Here is a 23,624-nt window from a genome sequence, read left to right as displayed (position 1 = left end):
GGTATTCGAATGGTAAAAAGTGCAGTAATTCTTGCGGCAGGCAATGGGAGTAAAATGATTCCTTTCAACGCAGTTCGCTCTAAAACAGCAATAAAAATCGCTGGTAAACCATTAATACGTTATAATATTGAATCCATTGTAGCAATGGGAATAGAAGAGATTGTTGTTGTCGTTAATGAGGAACATCAAAGAGAGATTGAGAACCTTCTATTCGACATAGATCATGTTAAATTTGTAGTTGATCAATCAAATTTAGGAAGTGCAGAAAGTTTAGTAAAGGGAGCTGAGAAACTTTCAAGTACTAAGGAGTTTCTCGTTCTTTACGGTGATACGATCGTCGAACAAAAGGATCTCGAGCAATTAGCTAATTCTAACAAACCTACCGTTTTGTTGAAGAAATTAGAAGAGTCATCAAGAAATTGGATCGGTGCGAGTATAAAGGATGGATTTGTTCAGTCAATCGGTGCTCATTACCGTGGTGACAGTATTACACATCAATTTGCAGGATTTCTTTTTGAAGAGTCAATTCTAGATGAAGTGAGAAGAACGCCGGATTATTTTCCGAATGTAAAAGTAGGAGTGGGTGCTCCAAAAGAACGATACATCGAAGCTGCACTTCTAATATCACTTGAGAAAACAAAACTACAAGCGATTGAGTGTAATGGCCATTTCTTTGATATAGATAAGCCTTGGCATATGTTAGAAGCGAATGAATATATGGTGAATCATTTTTGTCATGCAATAAAAGAAAACGAACTAGCTGAAGGTGCGATGATTTCTGAAAATGCAACCATTCATGGTCACGTAAAGCTTGGTAAGAATTCCTCAATTGGTGATCGAGTTGTCATTCACGGTAACCTAATTGTAGGTGATCATACGATCATTGATAATGGTGCAATTTTCAATGGCAATGCAGTTATTGGCGATCATACTGCCATTCGTAATTATTGTATTATTTATGATGGAGTATCAATTGGATCGCATTGTATATTCGACCATTGTGCAGAGTTCCTTGGCGGAATGGTAATGGATAAGGTATATCTTTACCACTATGGAGAGTTTTATGGCGCAATTGGAAGTCATACAGATATCGGTGCAGCAACGGTTTGTGGAACATTACGCTTTGATGACGGTGAAACTGAGCACTCAGTAAATGGACGGAAAGAAATACCTTTACATTTTTCAAACGCAGCTTATCTTGGTGATTATTGTAGAACCGGAGTGAATACGATTATTATGCCTGGTTGTAAAATAGGGGCTTATAGTGTGTTAGGAGCAGGTGCAATCATCGATAAAGATATCGAACAAAATAGCCTTGTTTTCGTAAAACAAGATCTAGTTATTAAAAAATGGAGTGAAAAGAAGTACGGTTGGTAATTTTATTAAATCGATAAAAGAAGGTATTCATTTATGGAGAATTATTTTAAGTATGTAATGGCAAATCTCGAAAAATTATATACAACACAAAATCAAAACATTGACCAAGCGGCAACATGTATTTTTGAAGCCATTCAAACTGGTGGTCGCTTCCTCGTTACTGGTTCAGGTCATTCACATATGTTTGCAGAAGAATTTTATGTAAGAGCAGGTGGGTTTGCTGGGGTCTCTCCAATTTTGCCGAATGAGTTTTTTTTACATGACCATCCATTAAAAAGTACTGTGATCGAACGAATAGAGGCTTATGCAAAGGTAATTTTTGATTTATACAAAATAAGCTCAAAGGATATTCTTGTGATTGCTTCCAATTCGGGAAGAAATGGAATGACTGTTGAACTTGCAAAAATGGCACAGGAATGCGGTGCAAAGGTAATTGCTTTTACAAATCCAAATCATCCAGAAGGCTCAAAATCAAGACATAGTAGCGGGAAATATCTTTGCGATTTTAGTGATGTAGTCATAGATAATTGCACCGGACCTGGAGATGCTGCCTTTTATGTAGAAGAAGCAAATACAGGTATGGGGGCAACTTCAACAATGGCTGGAGCATTTGTTGCTCAAACAATTTCTATATTATTAGCAAAAAAATTTCATCAAGCTGGATTAAAACCACCTGTGTTTAAAAGCTCTAATGTAGATGGTGGAGATGAATGGAATAGAGAGTTGTTTGCGAAGTATTATGGTGTTTAATCATTAATCGAATATCTATTAAAAAGACCAAAGGTTTGACTTGTTTTTGCGTTCCCAGTTTATGGGAGCGCTTTTTCACGTTTGAACGGATTAAAGCATTAACCACGTCTTACAGAATTTTTAATACGTTGTTAAGAAACGCTTAAAACAACAAAAAGCCAAAATCCTTGATCCTATTGCTTTTATGCTAAGATAAGGATTTTTTTTGTATACAAAAGAAATAGAATCGGATGGTGCTAGTAAAATGTACCTGTATTTTGTTGTAGGACATAGGTCGTATTATTGCATTAGAATGTAATGTGACATATGAACTAGACTTATTTGTTTTAAATTGCGAACTATTTTGGAAAAATTCAAACTGTTAAATAGATTTGTTGGAAAGTAAACTTAAAATACTAGATTAGGAATCTAGGGTGGTGAGGTAATAAATGCGAAGAGATTTAATTTTGCAATATTTGTATCAAAAAGGAAAATCACTAACTTCACAGGAACTTGAATCTGAATTCGCCATTTCAAATCGTACACTGCGAAATGAATTAAAAGAATTAAACGCGATTGGTGAAAAGTTCGGATTTGTGGTTCAGAAAAAACGTGGTGAAGGCTATTTACTTCATGTAGCAAACCAAGAACTGGTTCAAACGTATTTGAAAGAAATAGACGGTGCATTAGCACCAGATTTACCTCGTGTCCGAGTGAGTAATATTATTATGCTTTTGCTTCAAACGACTGAGTTTCAAACGATTGATCTGTTTGCTGATAGTCTAATGATTAGCAGATCAACAGTTTTTACTGACATGATTGAAGTTGAAAAGCAAGTAAGGATTTTTGATTTAAAAGTAGAAACAAAATCACGCTATGGAGTTCGTTTACTTGGGGATGAAACGAATTTTAGAAGAGCGTTTTCCTACTTCTTAAGTCAAAAAGAAACAGGGCTGTTAAAGAAGTCGAATTATCAAACTTTTGAGAAAGCTTTTCCTTTTGAGGAAATTCGAGCTGTTTTGAGTGAAGAAGTACAGAATAATCAACTGAAATTAAGTTATTTTGCACTTGAGAATATTTTAGTGCATATCCAAGTACTCTCGTTTCGAGTAACTCAACACAACTTTATCTTGCCTAATCAAGAAAAAAAGTTAGATGTTTCTCTAATCAAACAATCGTTTATGAATATAGCAAAGAGAATTTGTGAAATTCTTTCTGAACTATATCATGTCGTATTACCAGAGAGTGAAATTATCTATTTAGCTGCTCATATAAGTGGTAAATCGAGTGTAGACGATATTGAGGAACATGAAAAAAATGACTTAAAACAAAAACTAAAGAATTGTTTAGAAAGATTAGATCAAACATTCTTAACTCAGTTTTCAGGTGATCAGCAGCTTTTAAATACGATGATCATGCATATGTATCCACTGTTAAGAAGATTATATTTCAATTTAAAGCTTACGAATCCATTGATTGATGATGTATATAGTAGGTATTCAGATGTATTTATGATTGCTTTAAACTTTTCTGAAATGATAAAGGAAATTTGGGGATTCGAACTTTCTAGTGACGAAATGGGTTACATCACAATGCATTTAGCAGCTCACGTAGAAAGGGAGAAGCAAAAACAATTAAGTTCCTTCAAAAAAATTCTACTATCTTACGGATTAGGAGCAGGATCGGCCGATTTAATGAAAATGAAACTTGAGACACTTTTCCAAGGGGCAATAATTGATGTCGTCTTGTATAGTGAGCTTCAAGCGTTAAATTTAGAAGATTATGACTTATTAGTTTCATCGACTTCGATTCCTTTTGACAATATTTCGATTCCATATATTCAAGTAGCACCAATATTAACTGAAACGGATGTTCAAAGAATTCGACGTACGCTTACTAGATACCCGGCTAATAAAGTTAAAGAAGATGTACCAACACTTTTATCTTTATTTCATACAGAATTGTTTTATATAGAAGAAAGCAAAGAGTCGTTTGACTACAAAGCATTTATTAAAGAAAAGGCAAAAAGCGTTGTTGAACTAGGATTTGCAGCACCTAATTATCCCACTTTAGTTGTCGACCGTGAAGAAAAAATATCGACGATACTACAATATGGAATTGCTGCGCCACATGCATTAAAAATGGTTGCGATTCAGGATTCAATCAGTGTAGTAATCTTTAAAAATCCACCAACGATCGATGGAAAAGTCGTACAAATACTATTTTTAATTAATCTTCGTGCCGGAGACTTGTTTTTACACAAGGAGTTAAGTCGATTATTTTTACATTTAATGGATCATCCTGAGACCAAACAAAAAGTTTTGAAATCAAATAATTTCAATGATTTTCAATATGAAATTTCTAAAATCTTGTTTCAATATGGTTCGTAACGATTTAGCGATCATGCTAACAAATAATTAATAGGATGATCGCTAATAGATACGGATCAACTTCATGTTATCATTTGTCCTTTTTAGATAATCTTGAAAACGGTTACTTGTTCATGAAAAGGTACTTCGATTAAAAAATTAATTAATAAAATTATTTTGGAGGAAGATAAATGAAAAGAAATAAATGGTTTTTAGGTAGAGCACTTCCAGCTTCTGTACTAGCAGCAACAATGTTTGCAAGTCCTTTAAGTGGAGTTGTTGCAAAGGCAGCACCAACTGTTACAACACAATCTGTAGCGCCGATTTCAACAGGCACTAAGATTTTTATGAATACTACACAAATTACTCACGCAAAACCAAGTAGTTTAGATACAACAAAGCCAGTAAAATGGACAACCTCTGATCCATACGTTGCGTATGTTGATACAATCGGTAACGCAAAAGGTGATTATAGCGGTAAGGTTTTAGGTGTATCTGGTGGTTCTGCAATCATCACAGGTACTGGAGTAGATTTAAGTGGTAATCCAGCTAAAGTGAATATTACGGTTTCTGTAATTGAGACGCAGGCATCTACTAATCTAGAAAAGCTAGTTTACTATTACAATGCGGGAGATTCGAAAATTCCTGCTGCACTTTCATCAACTAATTTGCAAACAACAAATATTCCAACTGCTCCATCAGGAACTAAGTTTCCTTCTAAAAACTATGTTGGCTATGTAAATGGAGAAAATGGCGTCAAATGGTTAGTTTCAAAGGATACTTTAATTAAGTCAAATGGTAACGTTAATTTTGGTGATGAAAAAGATCATCCTGTGACTACAGGTATCGTATCCGATGCAATTACACTATATGATCCAAACTTAGCTCCGGCTGATCAAATTCAATATTTACAAGGTGGAAGATATGTTCCTCAAACTGGTGAAAATTCAGGTTCAGGAATTGATAAAAACGGAAACCCAACTCAATTTAATGCCAAAGAAGTAATTACAAACATTATGTCTGATGGAAATAATGGACTTTGGATTCTAGGCGAAAAAGGAAATGCTACTCATATTGTAAGAAAACAAATGTCTCTAATGGGCAAATCATTAGTTCAAGAAGAAATTTCTAGAAACTATGCAGATCGATTTGGTTTCCAATCTGGTTCTATGAGTTTTGGTAATAAGGATAATATGATTAAAGCTCTTATGACAGCAGATAAAGATGCTATAAGCTCGATTTCTGATACGGATAACGATGGATTATGGACTACGATGTACGCTTCAGGTGAAATTTGGAGATACAACTACATGAAAGAAAACTTTGGTGAAAAAGATGCTAGGACAATAGATGCTAAAGCTTCTGCTGTTCGCGCTGTTGAAGCCATTGTAACGCTTGGTTATGTATCAGGAACGCAGTTAAAGGTACCTTCAAAAGACAATGTTAACGATGTTGTTTATATTGTTAACTCACTAGGTGGTAAAGTAACAACGATTGATGAAGGTAAGAAGTGGCTTGCAGATAACGAAGGTAAACCAGTATTCGTTGATAATGATGGAAAGTATACGTTAGACACAACAGGAAAACCTGCTTCAGCTGGGTTCTTTGCTAGATCGTATAAAGTAGAGGGCAGCAACAATGGTTCTACGACTGCAGAAAGCAAATCATGGGATCAAGCTTGGCTTCAAAAAAGTGCAGGAACTACTAAAGATGTAAACGGGAATACAATTAAATATTCTGTTCCAGGTAAAATCAGTGGAGGAACTGCTGGAATCAAGGCTTATGACACTGTTGCAGTACCGCCGCGTTTAACGAATATTATAAATGAACAAAATCCTAATTTAGATGATGCAACAAAAGCTTTAGACTCTAACAAAGTCTATTATAAAGCAACAACGTCTACGGACGAATTAGTAGGTCATTACTTTACATTAGACCTAGCTTATAACACGTTTAAAGATAGTGATCCTGAATTAGCGGCTCTTGTGAAAAATGATTTAATTAACCATACAAATGCAATGGTTTTAAACAACTATTATCAAGTAAGTGTTACTGGGGAGAACCCAATTGAATCTCGTTTCAATGGTACAGCACCTGGAGATGGATTAAATGCTCCTTCAGCTCCAACTAAATGGGCTAATTTAAATCCAGAATTCCTTGACGGTGTATCAAATGCATGGGATAGAAATGACTACGAAGATGGTCCATTAAATGCAACGTTGACATTACAAATGCTTGTAGCTGCAAGAGATATGGGCGGTTATACGCCAGCAGAAAAAGCTGCACTTGAAGCACAAGGTGTTGCAGTAATTTCTCCACTTGATTTTGCAAATGAATACAAAGTAATGAATGGTGTGAAAGCATCTACAACAGCTTCAGAACACAATGATTATGAAACAAGATATCCAAAGTCTTATAACTCAACTTCATTACTTGATATGTCATTACAATACCACTCTAGATACTTTGGTATCTCTGCTCATAACGGAGACGATATTGGCGTGAGTGGAGTATCTTACGAATCATACATGAACTATTCTGATGAAGAAGAAGCTGCACTAGCATATTACACATTATCTCACCATGCAGAGAATACGAATGCTAAAGGGATCTTAGACGGTATGAACCAATGGTGGTTCAATGAAAAGAGAGAGAAAAATCCATTTATGTTAACTTTCTACGCAGCTTCTCTAGGTGCAATGAAAGAAAAAGGATTTAGTATCGGAAGTTCAACGGTTGACCTTGAAGGTTCAACATGGCAAATGAAACGTATACCAAATAACTTCATGAACTGGGATTCTCTTTCTGCAAACAGAAATGACGTAACGCACGTGACACCTGATTTAATGGTTGATCAATTAATTCCACGTGATGAAGTAATGATGTCTAAATACAATACAAATATTTTTGGAACGATGGACCGAAGAACAATTGATTCTGGTAACAGCTTATCAATGGAATCTTCAACTGTAACATCTATGCCTTATTGGTTAACTCAAAACCCTGAGGATGCTGCATATGTAGAAGATTTAGGATCAAAAGTTACTGCACCAGTAAATAATGGTACAGAAAGCATTGCTTATCCAACGAATGTAGCGGCTATGAATCCGAATGCTAAATATAACGACGACACACATACATTTACGATTAATGTTGGTGACTCTGTTAAATTGGATGCTAATACGACAGGATATACAAAAAATGTAGCTTGGTTAACGAATTCTTGGGATTTAGCTGGATATAGCAATGGATTACCAACACAAATCAATGCTGATTCAAATGTATCTAATGTTCTGGATTTAAGAACTTTAGCAGCTTATGGTGAAGTTGGTAACGTTAGTGCAGCAGGTATTAGTGAAGATGGTGTGCACTATGGATCATACGCAACTGCTTTAAGACCAGGAACAAGTACAGTTACGGGTTATGTGATTGACGGATTCTTTAGAGCTCCGAAAAAAATCACTTACACAATCAAAGTTGTTGATTCGATGAAATCAGCTGAAAAAATTGCTCCTACTGAGCTTGACAAGAACTCATTTGCATACCCAACTTGGTTAAAAGATGCAATGGCTGAAAAAGGATTGAATACAGATGGAAACAAATATGTAGATGTTAGTTACGAATCATCTTCACCAGACGATGTTGCTGTTGATGCGGATGGAAAAGTAACGTACAACACTGATAAACCAGCTAACATCACTGCTACGGTTGTATACTCTGGAATGACATTGAACGGAGAAGCACAATTTGCAAATGATAGCCACGTGATGACTTTTGTACGCACAGTATCTAAGGATGCAAAACAAACAGTTTCATTTAATTCACAAGGCGGATCTGCAGTAGATCCAATAACTGCAACTTATAATCAAGCGATTACAGCACCAACACCAACAAAAACAGGTTATACATTCCTTGGTTGGTATAAAGATGCTTCATGTACTCAAGCATGGAACTTTGCAACTGATACAGTAACAGCATCTACTACTCTTTACGCTAAATGGGATATTAACAAATACACAGTTACATTTAACAGTAAAGGTGGATCTAAAGTAGCTACTATAACAGGAAACTATGATTCTATCATTGCGAAACCAGCTAACCCAACGAAAAAAGGATTTAACTTCGTTGGATGGTACAAAGATGCAGCGCTTAAAACAGCATGGAACTTTACTACTGATAAAGTAACAGCAAATACAACACTTTACGCAAAATGGACTGTTACTACACCAACAGGATTAAAAGCAACAAAAGCGAGTACTACTTCAATTAAAGTAAATTGGACTGGAGTAAGTGGCGTTTCTGGTTATGAAATCGTTCGTGCTACAAAAAGCGATTTCTCTGATCAAACAACAAAAACAACTACAACTGGAACATTTAATGCAACAGGATTAGTAAAAGGTAAAACGTACTACTTTAAAGTTCGTGCCTACACTCTTGATGGAAATGTAAAAGTTTACGGAAGCTATACAGCTGTTGTTAAAATCAAACTTTAAATCTACTAAATGAAATAAATACTAAAAGGATCTTGGTATATGGGGAAATTCTTGATTTGCCAAGATCCTATACCCTTAAAGAGGTGAAAACGAAATGAATAGTAAATTTTTTGAAAGAAAATTCTTACCGATCGCTTCAAAAATAGGTAATCAAAGACACTTACTAGCCTTACGTGACGGTATTATGTTTGCTATGCCACTAATGATCATTGGTTCATTTTTCATTATCGTAGCTTGGTTAGAAGCAGATTGGTATCAAAACTTCATGTCAAAAGTATTTGGCGAAAATTGGAATGCTTTCGGAGATATCGTTTATAACGGTTCAATGGGGATTATCGCATTAGTTGCAGTATTTGGCGTAGCGTATTCCTTAGCAAGTAGTTATAAGGTCGACAAAAAGAATATTGATGGAGTTCCAGCTGGGGTATTAGCATTAGCAAGTTATTTAATTGTTAACATTATGAGCACTTTCAAAGACGGTAAGGAAACTGTATCTGCTTGGTCACCTGATCTATTTGGTGCACAATACTTGTTTGTTGGATTAATCATTGCAATTATTACTGCTGAAATTTATCGTTACTTCTTACAAAAGAAGATCATCATCACTTTACCAGATACAGTGCCGCCAACAGTTTCACGTTCATTTACGGCTCTTATTCCTGGCTTTGTGATTATCCTTTTCTTCTTACTAGTTCGATACGGATTTAGTCATACAGGTTGGGGAGATTTTGCAACGTTTGTTCATAAAGTTGTAACACAACCATTTACGATTTTAGGTTCAACTTATGTTGGTACACTTGTCGCATGTTTAATGGAACACCTTTTATGGAGTTTTGGTATCCACGGTTCATCAATCATCACGTCTGTTATGGAACCAATTTGGATTACAAATGCAGATGCAAACTTAGCAGCACTTAAAGCAGGTAAGACACTGCCACATATCATTACGTATACATTCTATGAGAATGGAATTTGGATGGGTGGATCTGGTGCTACTTTACCAGTTGCAATCTATATGACATTTTTAGCGAAGTCAAAACTTCTTAAGAAGGTAGGACGTCTAGCAATTGGGCCATCTATCTTTAACGTTAATGAGCCAATTATGTTTGGTGTTCCGATTGTTTTAAATCCATTTTTAATGATTCCTTATATTCTAGCTCCAGTAGCAGTATTAACAGTTACGTACTTTGGTACGTCAATGGGAATTTTCCCACATACGACTGGTACGATCATCCCTTGGACAACTCCTTATTTTATAAGTGGTTATCTAATGACGGGTGGTAAGATTATGGGGGTAGTTATGCAATTGGTTGCATTTGCAGTAGCTTCAATCATTTGGTTCCCATTCATTCGCATGTGGGATAAGAAAAATTTAGAAATGGAGAAAGCTAGTAAATAATTCTCCAAAGCAAATAGATGGATAATTGATTAGAAGAAGGGACTAAAGCTTATGGAAAATCGACAAAAAATTATAACTTCGTTTCGATTAAAAAGAATCGGTGCCTTTGCCATTGATGCAATAATTGTTTCAATCATCTTGTCAATTGTGTATCGAATCACGGGACTTCCAAACTTTCCAGGGGTCTTAGCAAATATGATTGAGCTTCAAAAATCAGCTGCTAGTCAAGATGCAGCTGTAAAGGTAATGGCTCTTTTTAATGAAGCATTTCTCCAATCGCTTATAATCTATTTTTGTTATGACGTTTTAACAACCCTATTATTGAGGGGATCAACAATTGGAAAGATGATTTTTCGATTGAAGGTAACTCGTATTAATAACAAAAAGGGAATACTTCCTTATATATTACTAGTGATTGTTAGAAGTTTCTTTAAATTTTTGACGATGTTTATTTTTCAAGGTCTCCCGTTCTTTTTATCCGTTATTAGCATGTTTGCTAATAAAAAATCATTAGCTGTTCACGATCGAATCGGTCGATTTGTCGTTATTAATAAGAACGAAGCATAAAAACTTACTAAAGAAAGAGGAAATCATCATGAATATCTTACTTTGCTGTGCTGCAGGGATGTCAACAAGTCTAATCGTTTCTAAAATGGAAAAAGTTGCTGAATCAAAAGGGATTTCAGCACGTATATGGGCAGTTTCTGAATCAGTTGTTCGCTCAGAAATCGAAGAAGCTGATGTGTTATTGTTAGGTCCACAAGTACGTTTTCTTTTAGAAGAAATGGAAGAAATCTGTGAAGAGAAAAACATTCCAGTTGAAGTAATTAATATGATGAATTATGGCATGTGCGATGGTGAAGCTATTTTAGAGCAAGCTATCAGTTTAATTGAAAATAAGTAATAACTGTTGAGAAGTGACTTTTCTGATCTTTGCTCAAGAAAAATACGATGAATACCTTAAAGGTTTATAACTTTGAAAAATTAATAAACGTAGGGTTATGACGATAAATAATTTTATTAATAAAGAGAGGAGGTCAGTTTTATGGTAAAAAATGAAACGGAAATTTTTACACTGATTCTTCATGGTGGAAATGGTCGAAGTGCTGCAATGGAAGCGATTCAAGCAGCAAAAAAACAAGACTTCGATTTAGCTCGCAAGAAATTGAAGGAATCAGGTGATGCTTTGAATGAGGCACACCATATTCAAACAACGCTTATTCAATCAGAGATTGGTGGCACTCCAACGGAGATTTCACTTTTAATGATTCATGCTCAAGATCACTTAATGAATGCAATGACTGTAAAAGACTTGGCAAAAGAGTTCGTTGACATGTATGAAAGGGGCCTAAAGTAATGTCAAAGAAATTTAAAATCGTGACAATAGGTGGGGGCTCAAGTTATACGCCAGAATTGGTTGAGGGAATTATTAAGCGCTATGAACAAATCCCAGTAACTGAGCTATGGCTTGTTGATGTCGAAGCTGGACGTGAAAAATTAGAAATAGTTGGTGCACTAGCAAAGCGCATGGTCAAAAAAGCTGGAGTACCAATGGAGATTCATCTATCGTATGATCGTCGTGAGGCTTTAAAAGATGCTGATTTTGTTACAACACAGCTTCGTGTTGGACAACTAGCTGCACGCGCCCTTGATGAAAGAATTCCACTTAAACATGGCGTAATCGGTCAAGAAACAAACGGTGCAGGTGGATTGTTTAAAGCCCTACGTACAATTCCTGTGATATTGGATATTTGTAAAGAAGTTGAAGAGCTATGTCCAAATGCTTGGATCCTTAACTTTACAAACCCTGCCGGAATGGTAACAGAAGCAGCATTAAGATATTCAAATATTAAGAGATTCATTGGTCTTTGCAATATACCAATCGGAATGGAAATGGGTGTTGCAAAACTATTAAATGTAGATCATTCACGTGTACGTATTGATTTTGCAGGTCTAAATCATATGGTATATGGTACAGAGGTTTATTTAGACGGAGTTAGTGTAAAAGAGCAAGTACTTGAAATGATTATGGATCCTGCTAATGCTAGCTTTGTAAAAAATATAGATGCGGAAGAATGGGCACCTGAATTCCTAAAAGCGGTCAATGTCATTCCTTGTTCATATCACCATTACTATTATAAAACATCTGAAATGCTTGAAAGAGCATTAAAAGATTTTGAATCGAATGAAACGCGTGCAGAAGTCGTGCAAAAAATTGAAGCATCTCTTTTTGAAAAATATAAAGATGAAGCGCTAGATGTAAAACCACCTGAGTTAGAAAAACGTGGTGGAGCTTACTATTCTGATGCGGCTTGTCGCTTAATTTCATCTATTTATAATGATACAAGAGATATCCAACCATTAAATACGATGAACAAGGGAGCTATTTCAGGTTTACCATATGATGGTGCAGTAGAAGTTAGCTGCGTCATCACAAAAGATGGTCCAATTCCACTGACGATCGGGGAATTACCAGTTCCAGTTCGAGGATTAATTCAAACGATTAAATCTTTCGAACAGACAGCAATCGAGGCTGCTGTAGAAGGAAATCGCGAAAAAGCAATTCTTGCATTGACGATTAATCCGCTTGTTGCAAACGATAAAATAGCTGTAGCCATCGTTGATGAAATGCTAGAAGCGCATAAAGAATATTTACCGAGGTTTTTTAAATAAAAATAGTAAGGCAGCAAACCAGATGGGGGTGCTGTCTTTTTATTTTTGTCCCTTTTTAAGATATTGTTAATCAACTCTATTTTTGAAATTTTCACTCTTGAATTTACCACATAAGTCCTACGTTCTACTTTTATATATATTTAAAAAATGTGATTATTTATCTAGATAAATAATCAAACCTAGAACTTTAAATCTATAAAAAACAGCTCTAAAACGATAAATTAATACAAAAATTTACATATTTTTATTAAAAATGCAAAAAAAAATTAAAAATTTTAAAATATTTTGAATTTTATAGAGGGATTTTGACTAAAAAAAAGAATAATTAAATTTATCTATTATTCCTTAAAAACTTTATTAAAAAAAAATTAAAAAGTGTAGGTATTAATAGGATCAATTATGATGAAAGGAGATATTAAGGGGCTAGCTGGAAAAATTAGGGGTAATTTGACATGTTCTTGATTGAGAAATTTTTTCATTGATTTGTCGATATTCCTCGAATTGCAGTATTAAAAAACAGGGGAAGTTTTTTAAGAAAGTAAGTACTAATCTATTTTATTTAAAATTTTCTTGAGAGGAACGAAGAAATGAATAATAAAAAGAATCGTAAAATAACTACATATGCATTAGCATCTGCTCTTGCTCTTTCTAATTTAGCATTTGTTTCACCAACTTCAGCTGAATCTTACCGACCAGGTGATTTAGCATCAAAGTTGGAACAAATTAAACAATCACAGGAATCAAAAGAACTACAAAATAAAAACAAAGTATCTGAAGCGAAAGCAAATTTAAAAGCATCAGATAAAGTACGTGTCATCGTTGAATTGGATGGACAATCACCAATTGAATACGCAACAAAACAAGGTAAATTGTTTAAGGACTTATCTGAAAGTCAAAAGTCTAGTCTTTATGCAAAAGTAGATAGTCAACAAAGTTCGGTAAAATCAAAGTTACAATCAAAAGGAATCAACATTAATTATAAAAAACAATTTACAACTGCATTTAACGGTTTCAGTGGTGTAGTAGAATTTGGTGATGTAGCAAAAATTGAAGCTACTTCAGGTGTAAAAAGCGTTTATTTAGCGAATGAATATAATCGTCCTACAGCTGAGCCATCTACTCCAGATATGACGAAGAGTCATCAATTTATCCAATCTAAAGAAACTTGGAAAGACACTGGATTTGACGGTAAAGGTATGGTTATCTCCATTATCGATACAGGAATTGACCCTACACACCGTGATTTTAAATTAACTGATCCTTCAAAAGAGGACTTAACAAAAGATTCAGTAGCTCAAATTGTAAAAGATAAAGCTTTACCAGGTAAATTCTATACTGATAAAGTTCCTTATGGTTATAACTATTATGACCAAAACAGTATCGTAACGGACCTTGGACCTGGTGCTTCAATGCATGGTATGCACGTAGCAGGTATTACGGCTGCTAACGGTGACGAAGCAAACGGTGGAATTAAAGGGGTTGCACCAGAAGCGCAAGTTCTTGCGATGAAAGTATTCAGTAATGACCCAAGTTATCCATCTACATGGTCTGATATTTATCTTGCAGCGATCGACGATTCTATTAAACTAGGTGCAGATGTACTAAACATGAGTCTTGGTTCTGTAGCATCTTCTTATGAGCCAAATAGTGCTGAAGATCTTGCGATTACTCGTGCAGTTGACAATGGTATTGTATGTGCTGTTTCTTCAGGAAACTCGAATCATATTGGTTATGGATGGGATGATCCTCTATCACAAAACCCTGATATTGGTGTAACCGGAGCTCCAGGTCTTAATAAAGACACTATCTCAGTAGCTGCTTCTGGAAATGAAGCTTATCTTTATGAACATGCGATTACTGTTGAAGGTAAAAATGATCTTAGCGTTGTTGGTAAAGGAATCGATGCTTGGAAAAATTTATCAGATAAATTCGGTGGAAATATTCCAGTTGTAAATTTAGGTAAAAACGCTAATGGTAGCTACAAACTAGGTGGACAGAATGATTATAATGGTGTAGATGTTAAAGGGAAAATCGTATTAGTAGCTCGTGGTACATATACTTTTGCTGATAAAACGAAATATGCTGCTCAAGCTGGCGCAGCTGGTATTATCGTATGGAATGCAAATAACGGTACTCAATTCGCTGACCAAGGCGGATGGGATGTTCCTATGATGCTTGTTAACTCAAAAGCTGATGGTGAAGCATTATTTAATTCGATTAATGGTTCAGGAACAATTCATGTTAACCAAACTGCAAGAAATGAAAGTCCTGAAATGGGCCGTATGACAGCATTTACTTCATGGGGAGTTACACCTAGCCTTGAGTTAAAACCTGAAATTACAGCTCCTGGTGGAAATATTTATTCAACTGTTAATAATGACCAATATGAAGTAATGAGTGGTACTTCAATGGCAGCTCCACACGTAGCTGGTGGATCAGCATTAGTACAAGAATACTTGAAAAGTGATAAACGTTTCAGTTCTTTAAGCTTAAGTCAACGTACTCACTTAGCAAAAGTATTATTAATGAATACTGCAAAAGTTATTAATGACTTAGATGGTCATCCATTCTCACCACGCCGTCAAGGTGCAGGTATGATGCAAATTGAAAATGCTGTTACAACACCAGTTTATTTCTATAGTAAGTCAACAGGTGAAGCCAAATACGAATTGAAGGATTTCCAATCTAAGCAAGTATCAATGACTTTCACAGCTAAAAATATTTCTGATAAAGATGCTGAATATAAAGTTGACACAAATGCGTTAACAGATGAATTCTATCAAACTGCTGATGTTGATCGTAATGCGCTTCAAACAGGTGCATTAAATGATGCAAAAATAGATGCTCCTGAAACGATTAAAGTTCCTGCGGGCCAATCTGTTGATTTCACTGTGAAAATTGATTTAACTGATGCAAAAATTCCAGGATTCGATAAGAGTGGAAAAGAGATTTCAGTACCATTACATGACAATATTTTTGTTGAAGGTTCTGTAAATCTTATCAGTACTGATGGTCATCCAAATCTTACGACTCCATACGTAGGCTTCTACGGTAAATGGGACAGTCTACCAATCGTTGATGGATTCAAAGATCTTGGTGAAACTCGTTATTTTGATTTACAAAGTTATTTTAGGACAACTGAAGCGCATGACATGGTAGTTGATGGCGGAAATAGCTTCTGGGAATCTTATCTTGGAAAAGATGGAAAAAATAATTACGCGTTTTCACCAAACGGCGATAAAAACGGAGATAATATTAATCCTCTGACATCATTCTTAAGAAATGCATCAGAAGTACAATATAACATCCTTGACAAAGACGGTAAATTCCTTCGTCGTTTAAGTGCTCAATCTGATGTTACAAAAAATGCTTTTAACAATGGTAAAGGCGCAGCATATAACAACAGCAAGTCAACTATTTGGGATGGTAAAGTAAATGGTGAAGTTGTGCCAGACGGAAAATACTATTACGAGATTAAATCCGTAATTGGCTACGATAATGCACAATGGCAATCTAAGAAGATTCCAGTTTATATTGATACTCATGCTCCAACTATTCAAGCAACTTATGATCCAGATAAGAAAGTTGTTGCTTGGGATGCTTCAGACGATGAAAATGGAGTGAAAGATTATTATATTTTCGTTAATGGTGAAAAGAAGGATGTAGTTGATAATAAGACATCCGCATATGATTTATCAGCATACCCAGATAAATCATATGTAGAAGTAGTTGCTGAAGACTATGCAGGTAACTTAGCAGTAGACACTGCAGCAAAAGGAGACGTAGATCTTCCATTAGTCTATATCACAGATGGTCAAAAAGATAAAACTGGAGCTTATATTCCGAACTCACCGGAGCCATGGGGAGCTTATAATGACAAGAATATCCCAGTAAAAGGGTTCGTAACAGATGATACTCGTATTAAAACAATTAAGGTTAATGGAAAAGAAGTTCCAGTTGATTATGATGCAAAAACTGGACACTACAATTATTCAACAACTGTAACGTTTGACCAAGATGGTCCTTACACTGTACAAGTTGAAGCAACAGACTATGCTAATAAGAAATTCTCAATTGCTCGTCATATTTATGTTGATACTCACGCAGCAGAAATTAATGTACTAAACGCTCCTACTCGAGTGGACAAAAAAGAAGGTCAAGTTTCATTTGATGTTAACTTAAAAGATAACTATAGCTTCTTAGACTTCTACGTTGGTGAAAACCACGAATTTAATGTTCCATTAAAGAGCCCAGTGGATGTTGTAAAACCACTAAGTAAAGAATATAAAGTAACTGTACCATTAAAAGAAGGACAAAATAAAATTATGTTAAGAGCGACTGACCTTGCTGGTAATGAAACAGTGAAGGAAGTAGTAATTAATCGTGCAGATGCTCCGATTAAAACTGGTTGGGTAGTAGAAAACGGCAAAAAATACTACTACAATAGCAAAGGTGTTAAAGTAGTTGGTTTGACTACAATCGGTGGTAAAAAATATTACTTCGATAAAGATGGAGTAATGAAAACTAGTTGGGTAGTAATAAATGGAAAACGTTATTACTTTGATAAATACGGAGTAATGAAAACTAGCTGGTTAGAATTAAATGGTAAGAAGTATTACTTTGATAAATATGGAGTAATGAAAACTAGCTGGTTAGTATTAGGAACTAAACACTATTACTTCGATAAATACGGAGTAATGAAAACTAGTTGGTTAGTGTTAGGAAATAAACACTATTACTTTGATAAATACGGAGTAATGAAAACTGGTTGGTTAGTATTAGGTTCTAAACACTACTACTTCGATCCAAATGGAGTAATGTTTAGTAATGGCTGGAAAAAAATAAATGGTAAATATTATTACTTTAACAAATCTGGCGTAATGGCTGTAAATACTACAATCGGTAAATATAAAGTAGGTAAAGACGGAGCAAGAAAGTAAGCTTTTAATTTAATAGCTTACTAGAATTGGGAAAATTTTGGGCATGTATTCGATTTAATTTCGGATACATGCTTTTTGTTTAGAACAGGATTTATAGAGAAATAGGAAAGCAAGGGATACTTGTATAACGAAAAAAACCACAAGAAAATTAATTTCCTTGTGGCATTTTTCATTTTTAGTGGCTTTTTGCTTTAGCTTATTTTCGTTTTATTATTGTTGTTCGCGGTCCCTAGTATACTTCTTTTCTTACCGTATAATCCATACACAACGAGTCCTATAGCCATCCAGACAATAAAACGAATAAATGTAATACCTGGAAGACTAGCAATTAGATAAGCAGAGAAACCGATCCCGATTATTGGAATAAGTGGAACCAATGGTGTTTTGAATCCTCTTTTTAAATCAGGACGTTTTACTCGTAGTACAATGATAGAAGAACAAATTAAAATAAATGCTGTTAACGTTCCAATATTAACTAATTCAGCCACTTCGTTAATTGGCGTAACACCTGCTACAAATGCAGTAATTAAACCAATTATTAAAGTAGGACGATAAGGTGTTTTATATTTAGGATGTAATTTTGTAAACCATTTTGGTAATAGACCATCTCTACTCATCGAGAACCAAATACGTGATCCGGCAAGCATAAATGAGAACAATACTGATAGAATCCCTGTAATTGCAGCGGCAGAAATGATTAATGTAATCCACTTCATTCCAATATTACTAAAAGCTTTTGCTACAGGTGCTGCGTTATTAAGTGTTTCATAAGGAGCCATACCTGTAATAATAAGTGACATTGCAACATACAAACATAAAGCGACAGCTAATGATATGATAACTGCAAGTGGTAAATCACGTTGCGGTCTTTTTGCTTCTTCTGCTGCTGTTGTTAATGTGTCATAGCCGAATACAGCAAAGAATACTAGAGCTGCTCCACTCATTACGCCATGAAAACCAAATGGCATGAAAGGATGCCAGTTAGCTGAATCAATATGAAAACTACCAACGCCAATAACTAAAAGAATAATACCTAATTTGATCATAACCATTAATGAATTGAATTTAGAACCTATTTCAGTTCCTAATGTAAGTAAGCCTGCAATTCCAAGACTAACTAAAACGGCAATTAAGTCAACTTTGTGACCTGCTCCAGTACCAGGAGCGCCTTGTGCCCATACAGGAATATGAACTCCCATTTGTAATAAAAACTCTTGCATGTAGCCAGACCATCCAATAGCCACTACTGCAACAACTAATGCATACTCGAGTAACAAATCCCACCCGATTAACCAAGCTGTACCTTCTCCTAAAACAGCATAGCTGTAAGTATAAGCACTTCCAGCTACCGGTATTAATCCAGCAAATTCTGCATAACACAATGCTGCTGCTGCGCTAGCTAAACCAGCAATAATAAACGATAAAAGAACTGCCGGACCAGCGTGATCAGCCGCTGCTACACCGGTTAATACGAAAATACCTACACCTATGATCCCGCCTAAACCAATGGCAGTCAGTTGCCATAAACCTAGAACGCGGTTAAGTCCGGTATTTTTAGCCCCATCCTGTTGAAGCTGTTCAATCGACTTTTTCCTGAAAAAAGCATTCATCCAAAGACTCCCCCTTTTTGTGAATAATCTGTATTTTTAGTAAATAAATACACACAGCTTAAAAGAGTGCGTAGTAACTAATCAATTTGCAACGGGAGAGGTGTATTTAATTCCCAAAATTGAAGGAGGAAGACTGATAATTCCTCATAAATTTCGTAAGCGTTTTCTAATGCGTATACGAAATATTTTTAGTAGATTTGAATATTGGAATAATTATCCTTTTCTACAAAGATATTTTTTGTATTGTAACATAGTTCAATAATACTACGCAATAATAGTATGAATGTTTTAAATATTATATTTTAATCTAAAAGAATATAAATTTTAATTAAATTGATGAAAGTATGTGCGAAAATACATAGATATATCAAGGGGTTCTGTGACTTTTTTAGTAGACTCTATTTATTCGTTCTTTATCGTAAAAATTAAAACATAAACGACAAAATTATTTTTTTGAAATTAAAATTAGAATATTCTGAAATAATAAAAATCTACCCGAATCAATCTAATAATCCACTCAAAAGGGCAAATAAAAGTCTTATTAAAAAAAACATATCAAATATTTATGATTTTCTAAAAAATCTCCTTGAAACGCTTTTTAAAACAATAGACAATAGATATAGGAGAAGTCGTATTAAGTTTTTGGCAAGATAAGGAAGGGGCAAGAGTTTTATGGAAACGGCGAAAAGAATTGACGAAGAAAAAGAACAACCAAAAGTAATAACGCCACGTCAGAAAAAATTTATTTTAATGGGGATCATTGTTCTTTTATTCGTTTCTGTGGTTCTTAGCGTAGCGGTGGTAGAAGTAAAAAAAAGTAAATCTAAAACATTACAGTTTATCAGTCCAACGGTAAAAAGTTTTACGAAAACTGAAACTGTATCTGGTCGTGTAGTACAAAGTCATACTGAAACAATTTACGTAAATCCAACTAAAGGTTCTATAAATGAGATTTTTGTTAAAGAAGGAGATACTGTCACAAAAGGACAAAAACTTTTTTCTTATGAAGATACAACTATAGCAGCTGAACTAGGACAAGCAGAAGTAAATAAGAAGCTAGCAGAAACTACTGTTACGCAGAAAAACGACCAAATTGCATCATTAGAGAAAGACATTCAAAATGCTATTTCAGCGTCACAATCTAATACAACTGATGCAAATAATATAGATAAAAATGCAACAAATGCAACAAATACAACAAATACAACAAATACAACAAATACACAAGAAATTCAATCGCTACAAGCTGCACTTAATACTGCAAAAGAAGAGCTTAATGCTGCACAGCTAAAAGTAGAACAAAATACACTTGAAGCTGAAAAGCTGAAAGCACAACAAGAATCATTAACTGTTAACAGTAATAATGATGGGGTAATACTTAACTTGAACAAAAGTATCGGTCAAGGTTATAAAGCAACAGATAAACTGCAAATCTCAATTATGCAAATTGCTTCAAACGAACCATTTCAAATTGAAGGGAAGCTAACAGAAGAAGAGAAAGCAAAAGTTGAGCCAGGCCAAACAATTAAAGTCAGTTCAAAAGTTGTTGCTGATAAGAGCTGGAAAGGAAGCATTTCAGAGGTAAGTAACTATCCTATGAACGATCCATCCACAAATCAAGATAAGAATTCCAAAAAAGAAGCTATACCATACTACACTTTTAGAGCAACGCTAGATTCACAAGAGAATCTATATCCTGGTTACGAAACAAATCTTGAAGTAATAGTACAATCAAAGGATTTGTTAGCAATACCTGAGACGAGCATTAAAGGATCAGGAAAATCAAAATATGTGTATGTACTTAAAAAAGGAACTATTTATAAACAAAATGTAAAAACTGGCCAAAAACAAGGGAAATATGTTGCCATTCTTAAAGGGGTAAAGGAAGGGGATAAAGTAGGGAAAAATCCTTCCTGGACTGTCCGCCCTGGAACTAAAATTGATTTAGATAAGTAATAGAATAGACGATTACCGTAGATAATTCATTTTACTATAGTGATCGTCTATTTGTTTTCTTAGAAACAAAGAAGAGGGCGTCTCAAAAAGTCAGATTAACTGACACGAGACGCCTTTTTTTAATGTGAAAATAGTATTTAGTCATGTAGTAGGGTATCTCAACAGAACTTTTCATTTTAGACGAGAAAATGGCCCTTTTTTATAAGATATTTAGAAGATTTTTTTTCGATTTAGTAAGAGTTAGAATCTATTTGCTAGTTTTCCATTTCAAGGTATCTACTATAATGCAATTTTTATGCCGTATTACCCCAACTGGTATAGGTAATTAAGAATTTTAACTGCGATTTTCTTAGATTTAATTGCAGTTTTGCCAATTTAATTTGCGGTTCTCTAATTTTAATTGCAGTTTTACTGATATTAATTGCGATTTTCAGATTTTAATTGTTGTTCATTGTTATTTACAACTCTTCAGTATTTATTTGCATAGTTGGACTACTTATTTGCGATTCGCCGTTATAAAAAAGGGGCTACCCATTTAAAGTTATACTTTTGGGACGCCTCCTATTTTGTAAAAGCGTTTTCAAAAATTAAATTGATTAAGCATTAATTTTTTGTGGAGGTAGGGGAATAGCGCGTAGTTCAGTTGCTTCTTCTTTAATAGAAAATAAATAAGCGATCAAACCCAATAGAGCCGTAATGATTAACATAATAATTGAGGTAGTGAAATTTCCACCTGATGAATCACGTAACCAGCCCATAATATAGCTAGAAAAGCCACCCATTAGGTTTGTAAATCCGATTAAGCCTGCTGCACGGCCTGCCGTCTCTGGTGTTGAATATTTTACTAAGAACATATTACTAAGATGGAAGACACCACCTTGACATCCCATAGCAAGTCCCATGCAAATCCCAGCTAATACTGGATTTGGAACAAGAACTGCCGTTGTTAAAAATATAGCAGTCAGTGAAAATAATATTGATGCCATTAAGCTTGGGCGTCTTGTTTTATCGGCAAGAAAACCACATGCGAGAACAAATCCAAGCGCAAATAGCCACGATAAAGAAGTAATGCTTGTCATACCTTCACGATCAAAACCTTTTGCCTCGATCAAGTATGTTGGCAGCCAAATGCTTATTCCAAAGAAAAGGAAAGAACAGACTAACATACCAAACCAAACAATCCAAAAACGATAATCTTGAATAAAATTTTTATTCTCACTGGAACTACTTACTTGCTGTTCTATTGGATCCACTGGACGATGAATTAGATCCAATTCTTCTTTACTAACCCACGGGTGTTCACTAGGTGTATTTCTTGTAAGAAAAATAAACATAGGAATATTAATTAAAAAGTTAAATCCAGCGAGCAGAAAGAAAGCTGATTGCCAATGAAGTGACGAAATAACAAGTACTAATATAACTGCCCCAATTGCTGGTCCTAAATAGTTACCTGTAAGCCAAGAAGCTTGAGCTCGCCCTAGCTCTCGTTTGTTGAACCAAGCAGAAATAAATTTCCCTGAAACAGGAATCATCATCCCTTCCCCAAATCCAAGAATTATTCGACTTATAATAAATGCTTCATATGTAGTGGAGAGACCAGATGAAAACATAGTAAGAGACCAAACAAATAATCCAGCTATAGCCGTTTTTCTCGCACCAAATTTATCAATAATGAATCCCCAAAATAGATTTGAAACCCCATATGCAATCGTAAAAATAAATGAAAGAAGACCAATTTTTGCATTTTTGTCAACACCAGTCATTCCGAGTGCCTTCAAAAACTCTGGATCTGTTTGTATGACAGAAATGCCAACTTTATCAATTTGTCCGAAGAACCAAAAGAAAAAGATTGGTAAAGCAATTAAAATCCATCTTTTTTTTGTATGTAGCATTAAAATTCTCTCTCCTTTTAAAATCAAGTAATTGCGTTTAAAATTTGGAAGGAAAAAGCAGAAACTACGTTTACCTAATAGATTTGAAGTTCAAATAATCTGTTTTGATACTTCAAGTTTTCATTTTGGCCCAACTTAAACGACCCACTCCTTTCGATTAAAGTGTAAAAGTTTTAAATATAAAAC

Annotated in this window: 13 protein-coding genes; 11 read left to right on the top strand and 2 right to left on the bottom strand. The window is 34.8% G+C overall.

Annotated features, from left to right (window positions below; genetic code table 11):
* The first annotated feature begins 9 nt into the window (after positions 1-9).
* From ACFVR2_RS16405 to ACFVR2_RS16360, 10 genes are all read left to right on the top strand, one after another.
* Positions 10-1,377 (top strand): nucleotidyltransferase family protein, encoded by a 1,368-nt coding sequence (locus ACFVR2_RS16405; protein ID WP_387363776.1) that lies wholly within the window; start codon positions 10-12, stop codon positions 1,375-1,377.
* Positions 1,378-1,410: 33 nt separating this feature from the next.
* Positions 1,411-2,127 carry an SIS domain-containing protein gene (locus ACFVR2_RS16400; RefSeq protein ID WP_387363773.1) on the top strand — a complete coding sequence of 239 codons (717 nt, stop codon included), beginning with the start codon at positions 1,411-1,413 and terminating at the stop codon, positions 2,125-2,127.
* Positions 2,128-2,555: 428 nt separating this feature from the next.
* Entirely contained in the window at positions 2,556-4,496 is a 1,941-nt protein-coding gene (locus tag ACFVR2_RS16395; RefSeq protein WP_387363770.1) for a BglG family transcription antiterminator, read from the top strand.
* Positions 4,497-4,666: 170 nt separating this feature from the next.
* Positions 4,667-8,968, top strand: coding sequence for an InlB B-repeat-containing protein (locus ACFVR2_RS16390; RefSeq protein ID WP_387363767.1), 4,302 nt, complete (start codon positions 4,667-4,669; stop codon positions 8,966-8,968).
* 94 nt (positions 8,969-9,062) lie between these two features.
* Positions 9,063-10,367: a PTS cellobiose transporter subunit IIC gene (celB, locus tag ACFVR2_RS16385; protein ID WP_387363764.1), complete on the top strand. Its 1,305-nt coding sequence runs from the start codon at positions 9,063-9,065 to the stop codon at positions 10,365-10,367.
* Positions 10,368-10,418: 51 nt separating this feature from the next.
* Positions 10,419-10,934 carry an RDD family protein gene (locus ACFVR2_RS16380; RefSeq protein ID WP_387363761.1) on the top strand — a complete coding sequence of 172 codons (516 nt, stop codon included), beginning with the start codon at positions 10,419-10,421 and terminating at the stop codon, positions 10,932-10,934.
* 28 nt (positions 10,935-10,962) lie between these two features.
* Positions 10,963-11,271: a PTS sugar transporter subunit IIB gene (locus ACFVR2_RS16375; RefSeq protein WP_098846158.1), complete on the top strand. Its 309-nt coding sequence runs from the start codon at positions 10,963-10,965 to the stop codon at positions 11,269-11,271.
* Between the two features lie 141 nt (positions 11,272-11,412).
* Positions 11,413-11,724 (top strand): PTS lactose/cellobiose transporter subunit IIA, encoded by a 312-nt coding sequence (locus tag ACFVR2_RS16370; RefSeq protein ID WP_097974004.1) that lies wholly within the window; start codon positions 11,413-11,415, stop codon positions 11,722-11,724.
* Positions 11,724-13,040 (top strand): 6-phospho-beta-glucosidase, encoded by a 1,317-nt coding sequence (locus tag ACFVR2_RS16365; protein ID WP_387363757.1) that lies wholly within the window; start codon positions 11,724-11,726, stop codon positions 13,038-13,040. Before ACFVR2_RS16370 ends, ACFVR2_RS16365 begins: the two co-directional genes overlap by 1 nt.
* Positions 13,041-13,627: 587 nt before the next feature.
* Complete coding sequence (locus ACFVR2_RS16360) at positions 13,628-17,980, top strand: S8 family serine peptidase (protein WP_387363754.1); 4,353 nt, start codon at positions 13,628-13,630, stop codon at positions 17,978-17,980.
* 191 nt (positions 17,981-18,171) lie between these two features.
* On the opposite strand, the gene ACFVR2_RS16355 is transcribed toward ACFVR2_RS16360, so the two are convergent.
* Positions 18,172-19,590, bottom strand: a complete 1,419-nt coding sequence (locus ACFVR2_RS16355) for an amino acid permease (protein WP_387363751.1) — start codon at positions 19,588-19,590, stop codon at positions 18,172-18,174.
* Positions 19,591-20,262: 672 nt separating this feature from the next.
* Here ACFVR2_RS16355 and ACFVR2_RS16350 point away from each other — a divergent pair.
* A complete protein-coding gene (locus tag ACFVR2_RS16350) occupies positions 20,263-21,546 on the top strand; it encodes an efflux RND transporter periplasmic adaptor subunit (RefSeq protein ID WP_387363748.1) in 1,284 nt (427 codons plus the stop codon).
* Between the two features lie 596 nt (positions 21,547-22,142).
* Here the strand turns inward: ACFVR2_RS16350 and ACFVR2_RS16345 are convergent.
* Entirely contained in the window at positions 22,143-23,438 is a 1,296-nt protein-coding gene (locus tag ACFVR2_RS16345) for an MFS transporter (RefSeq protein WP_387363745.1), read from the bottom strand.
* Positions 23,439-23,624: the final 186 nt, after the last annotated feature.

Source organism: Gottfriedia sp. NPDC057991 (assembly GCF_042886615.1).
In the GTDB taxonomy this organism is placed as follows: Bacteria; Bacillota; Bacilli; order Bacillales; family Bacillaceae_G; genus Gottfriedia.
This window is presented reverse-complemented; position numbering and strand designations above follow the sequence as displayed.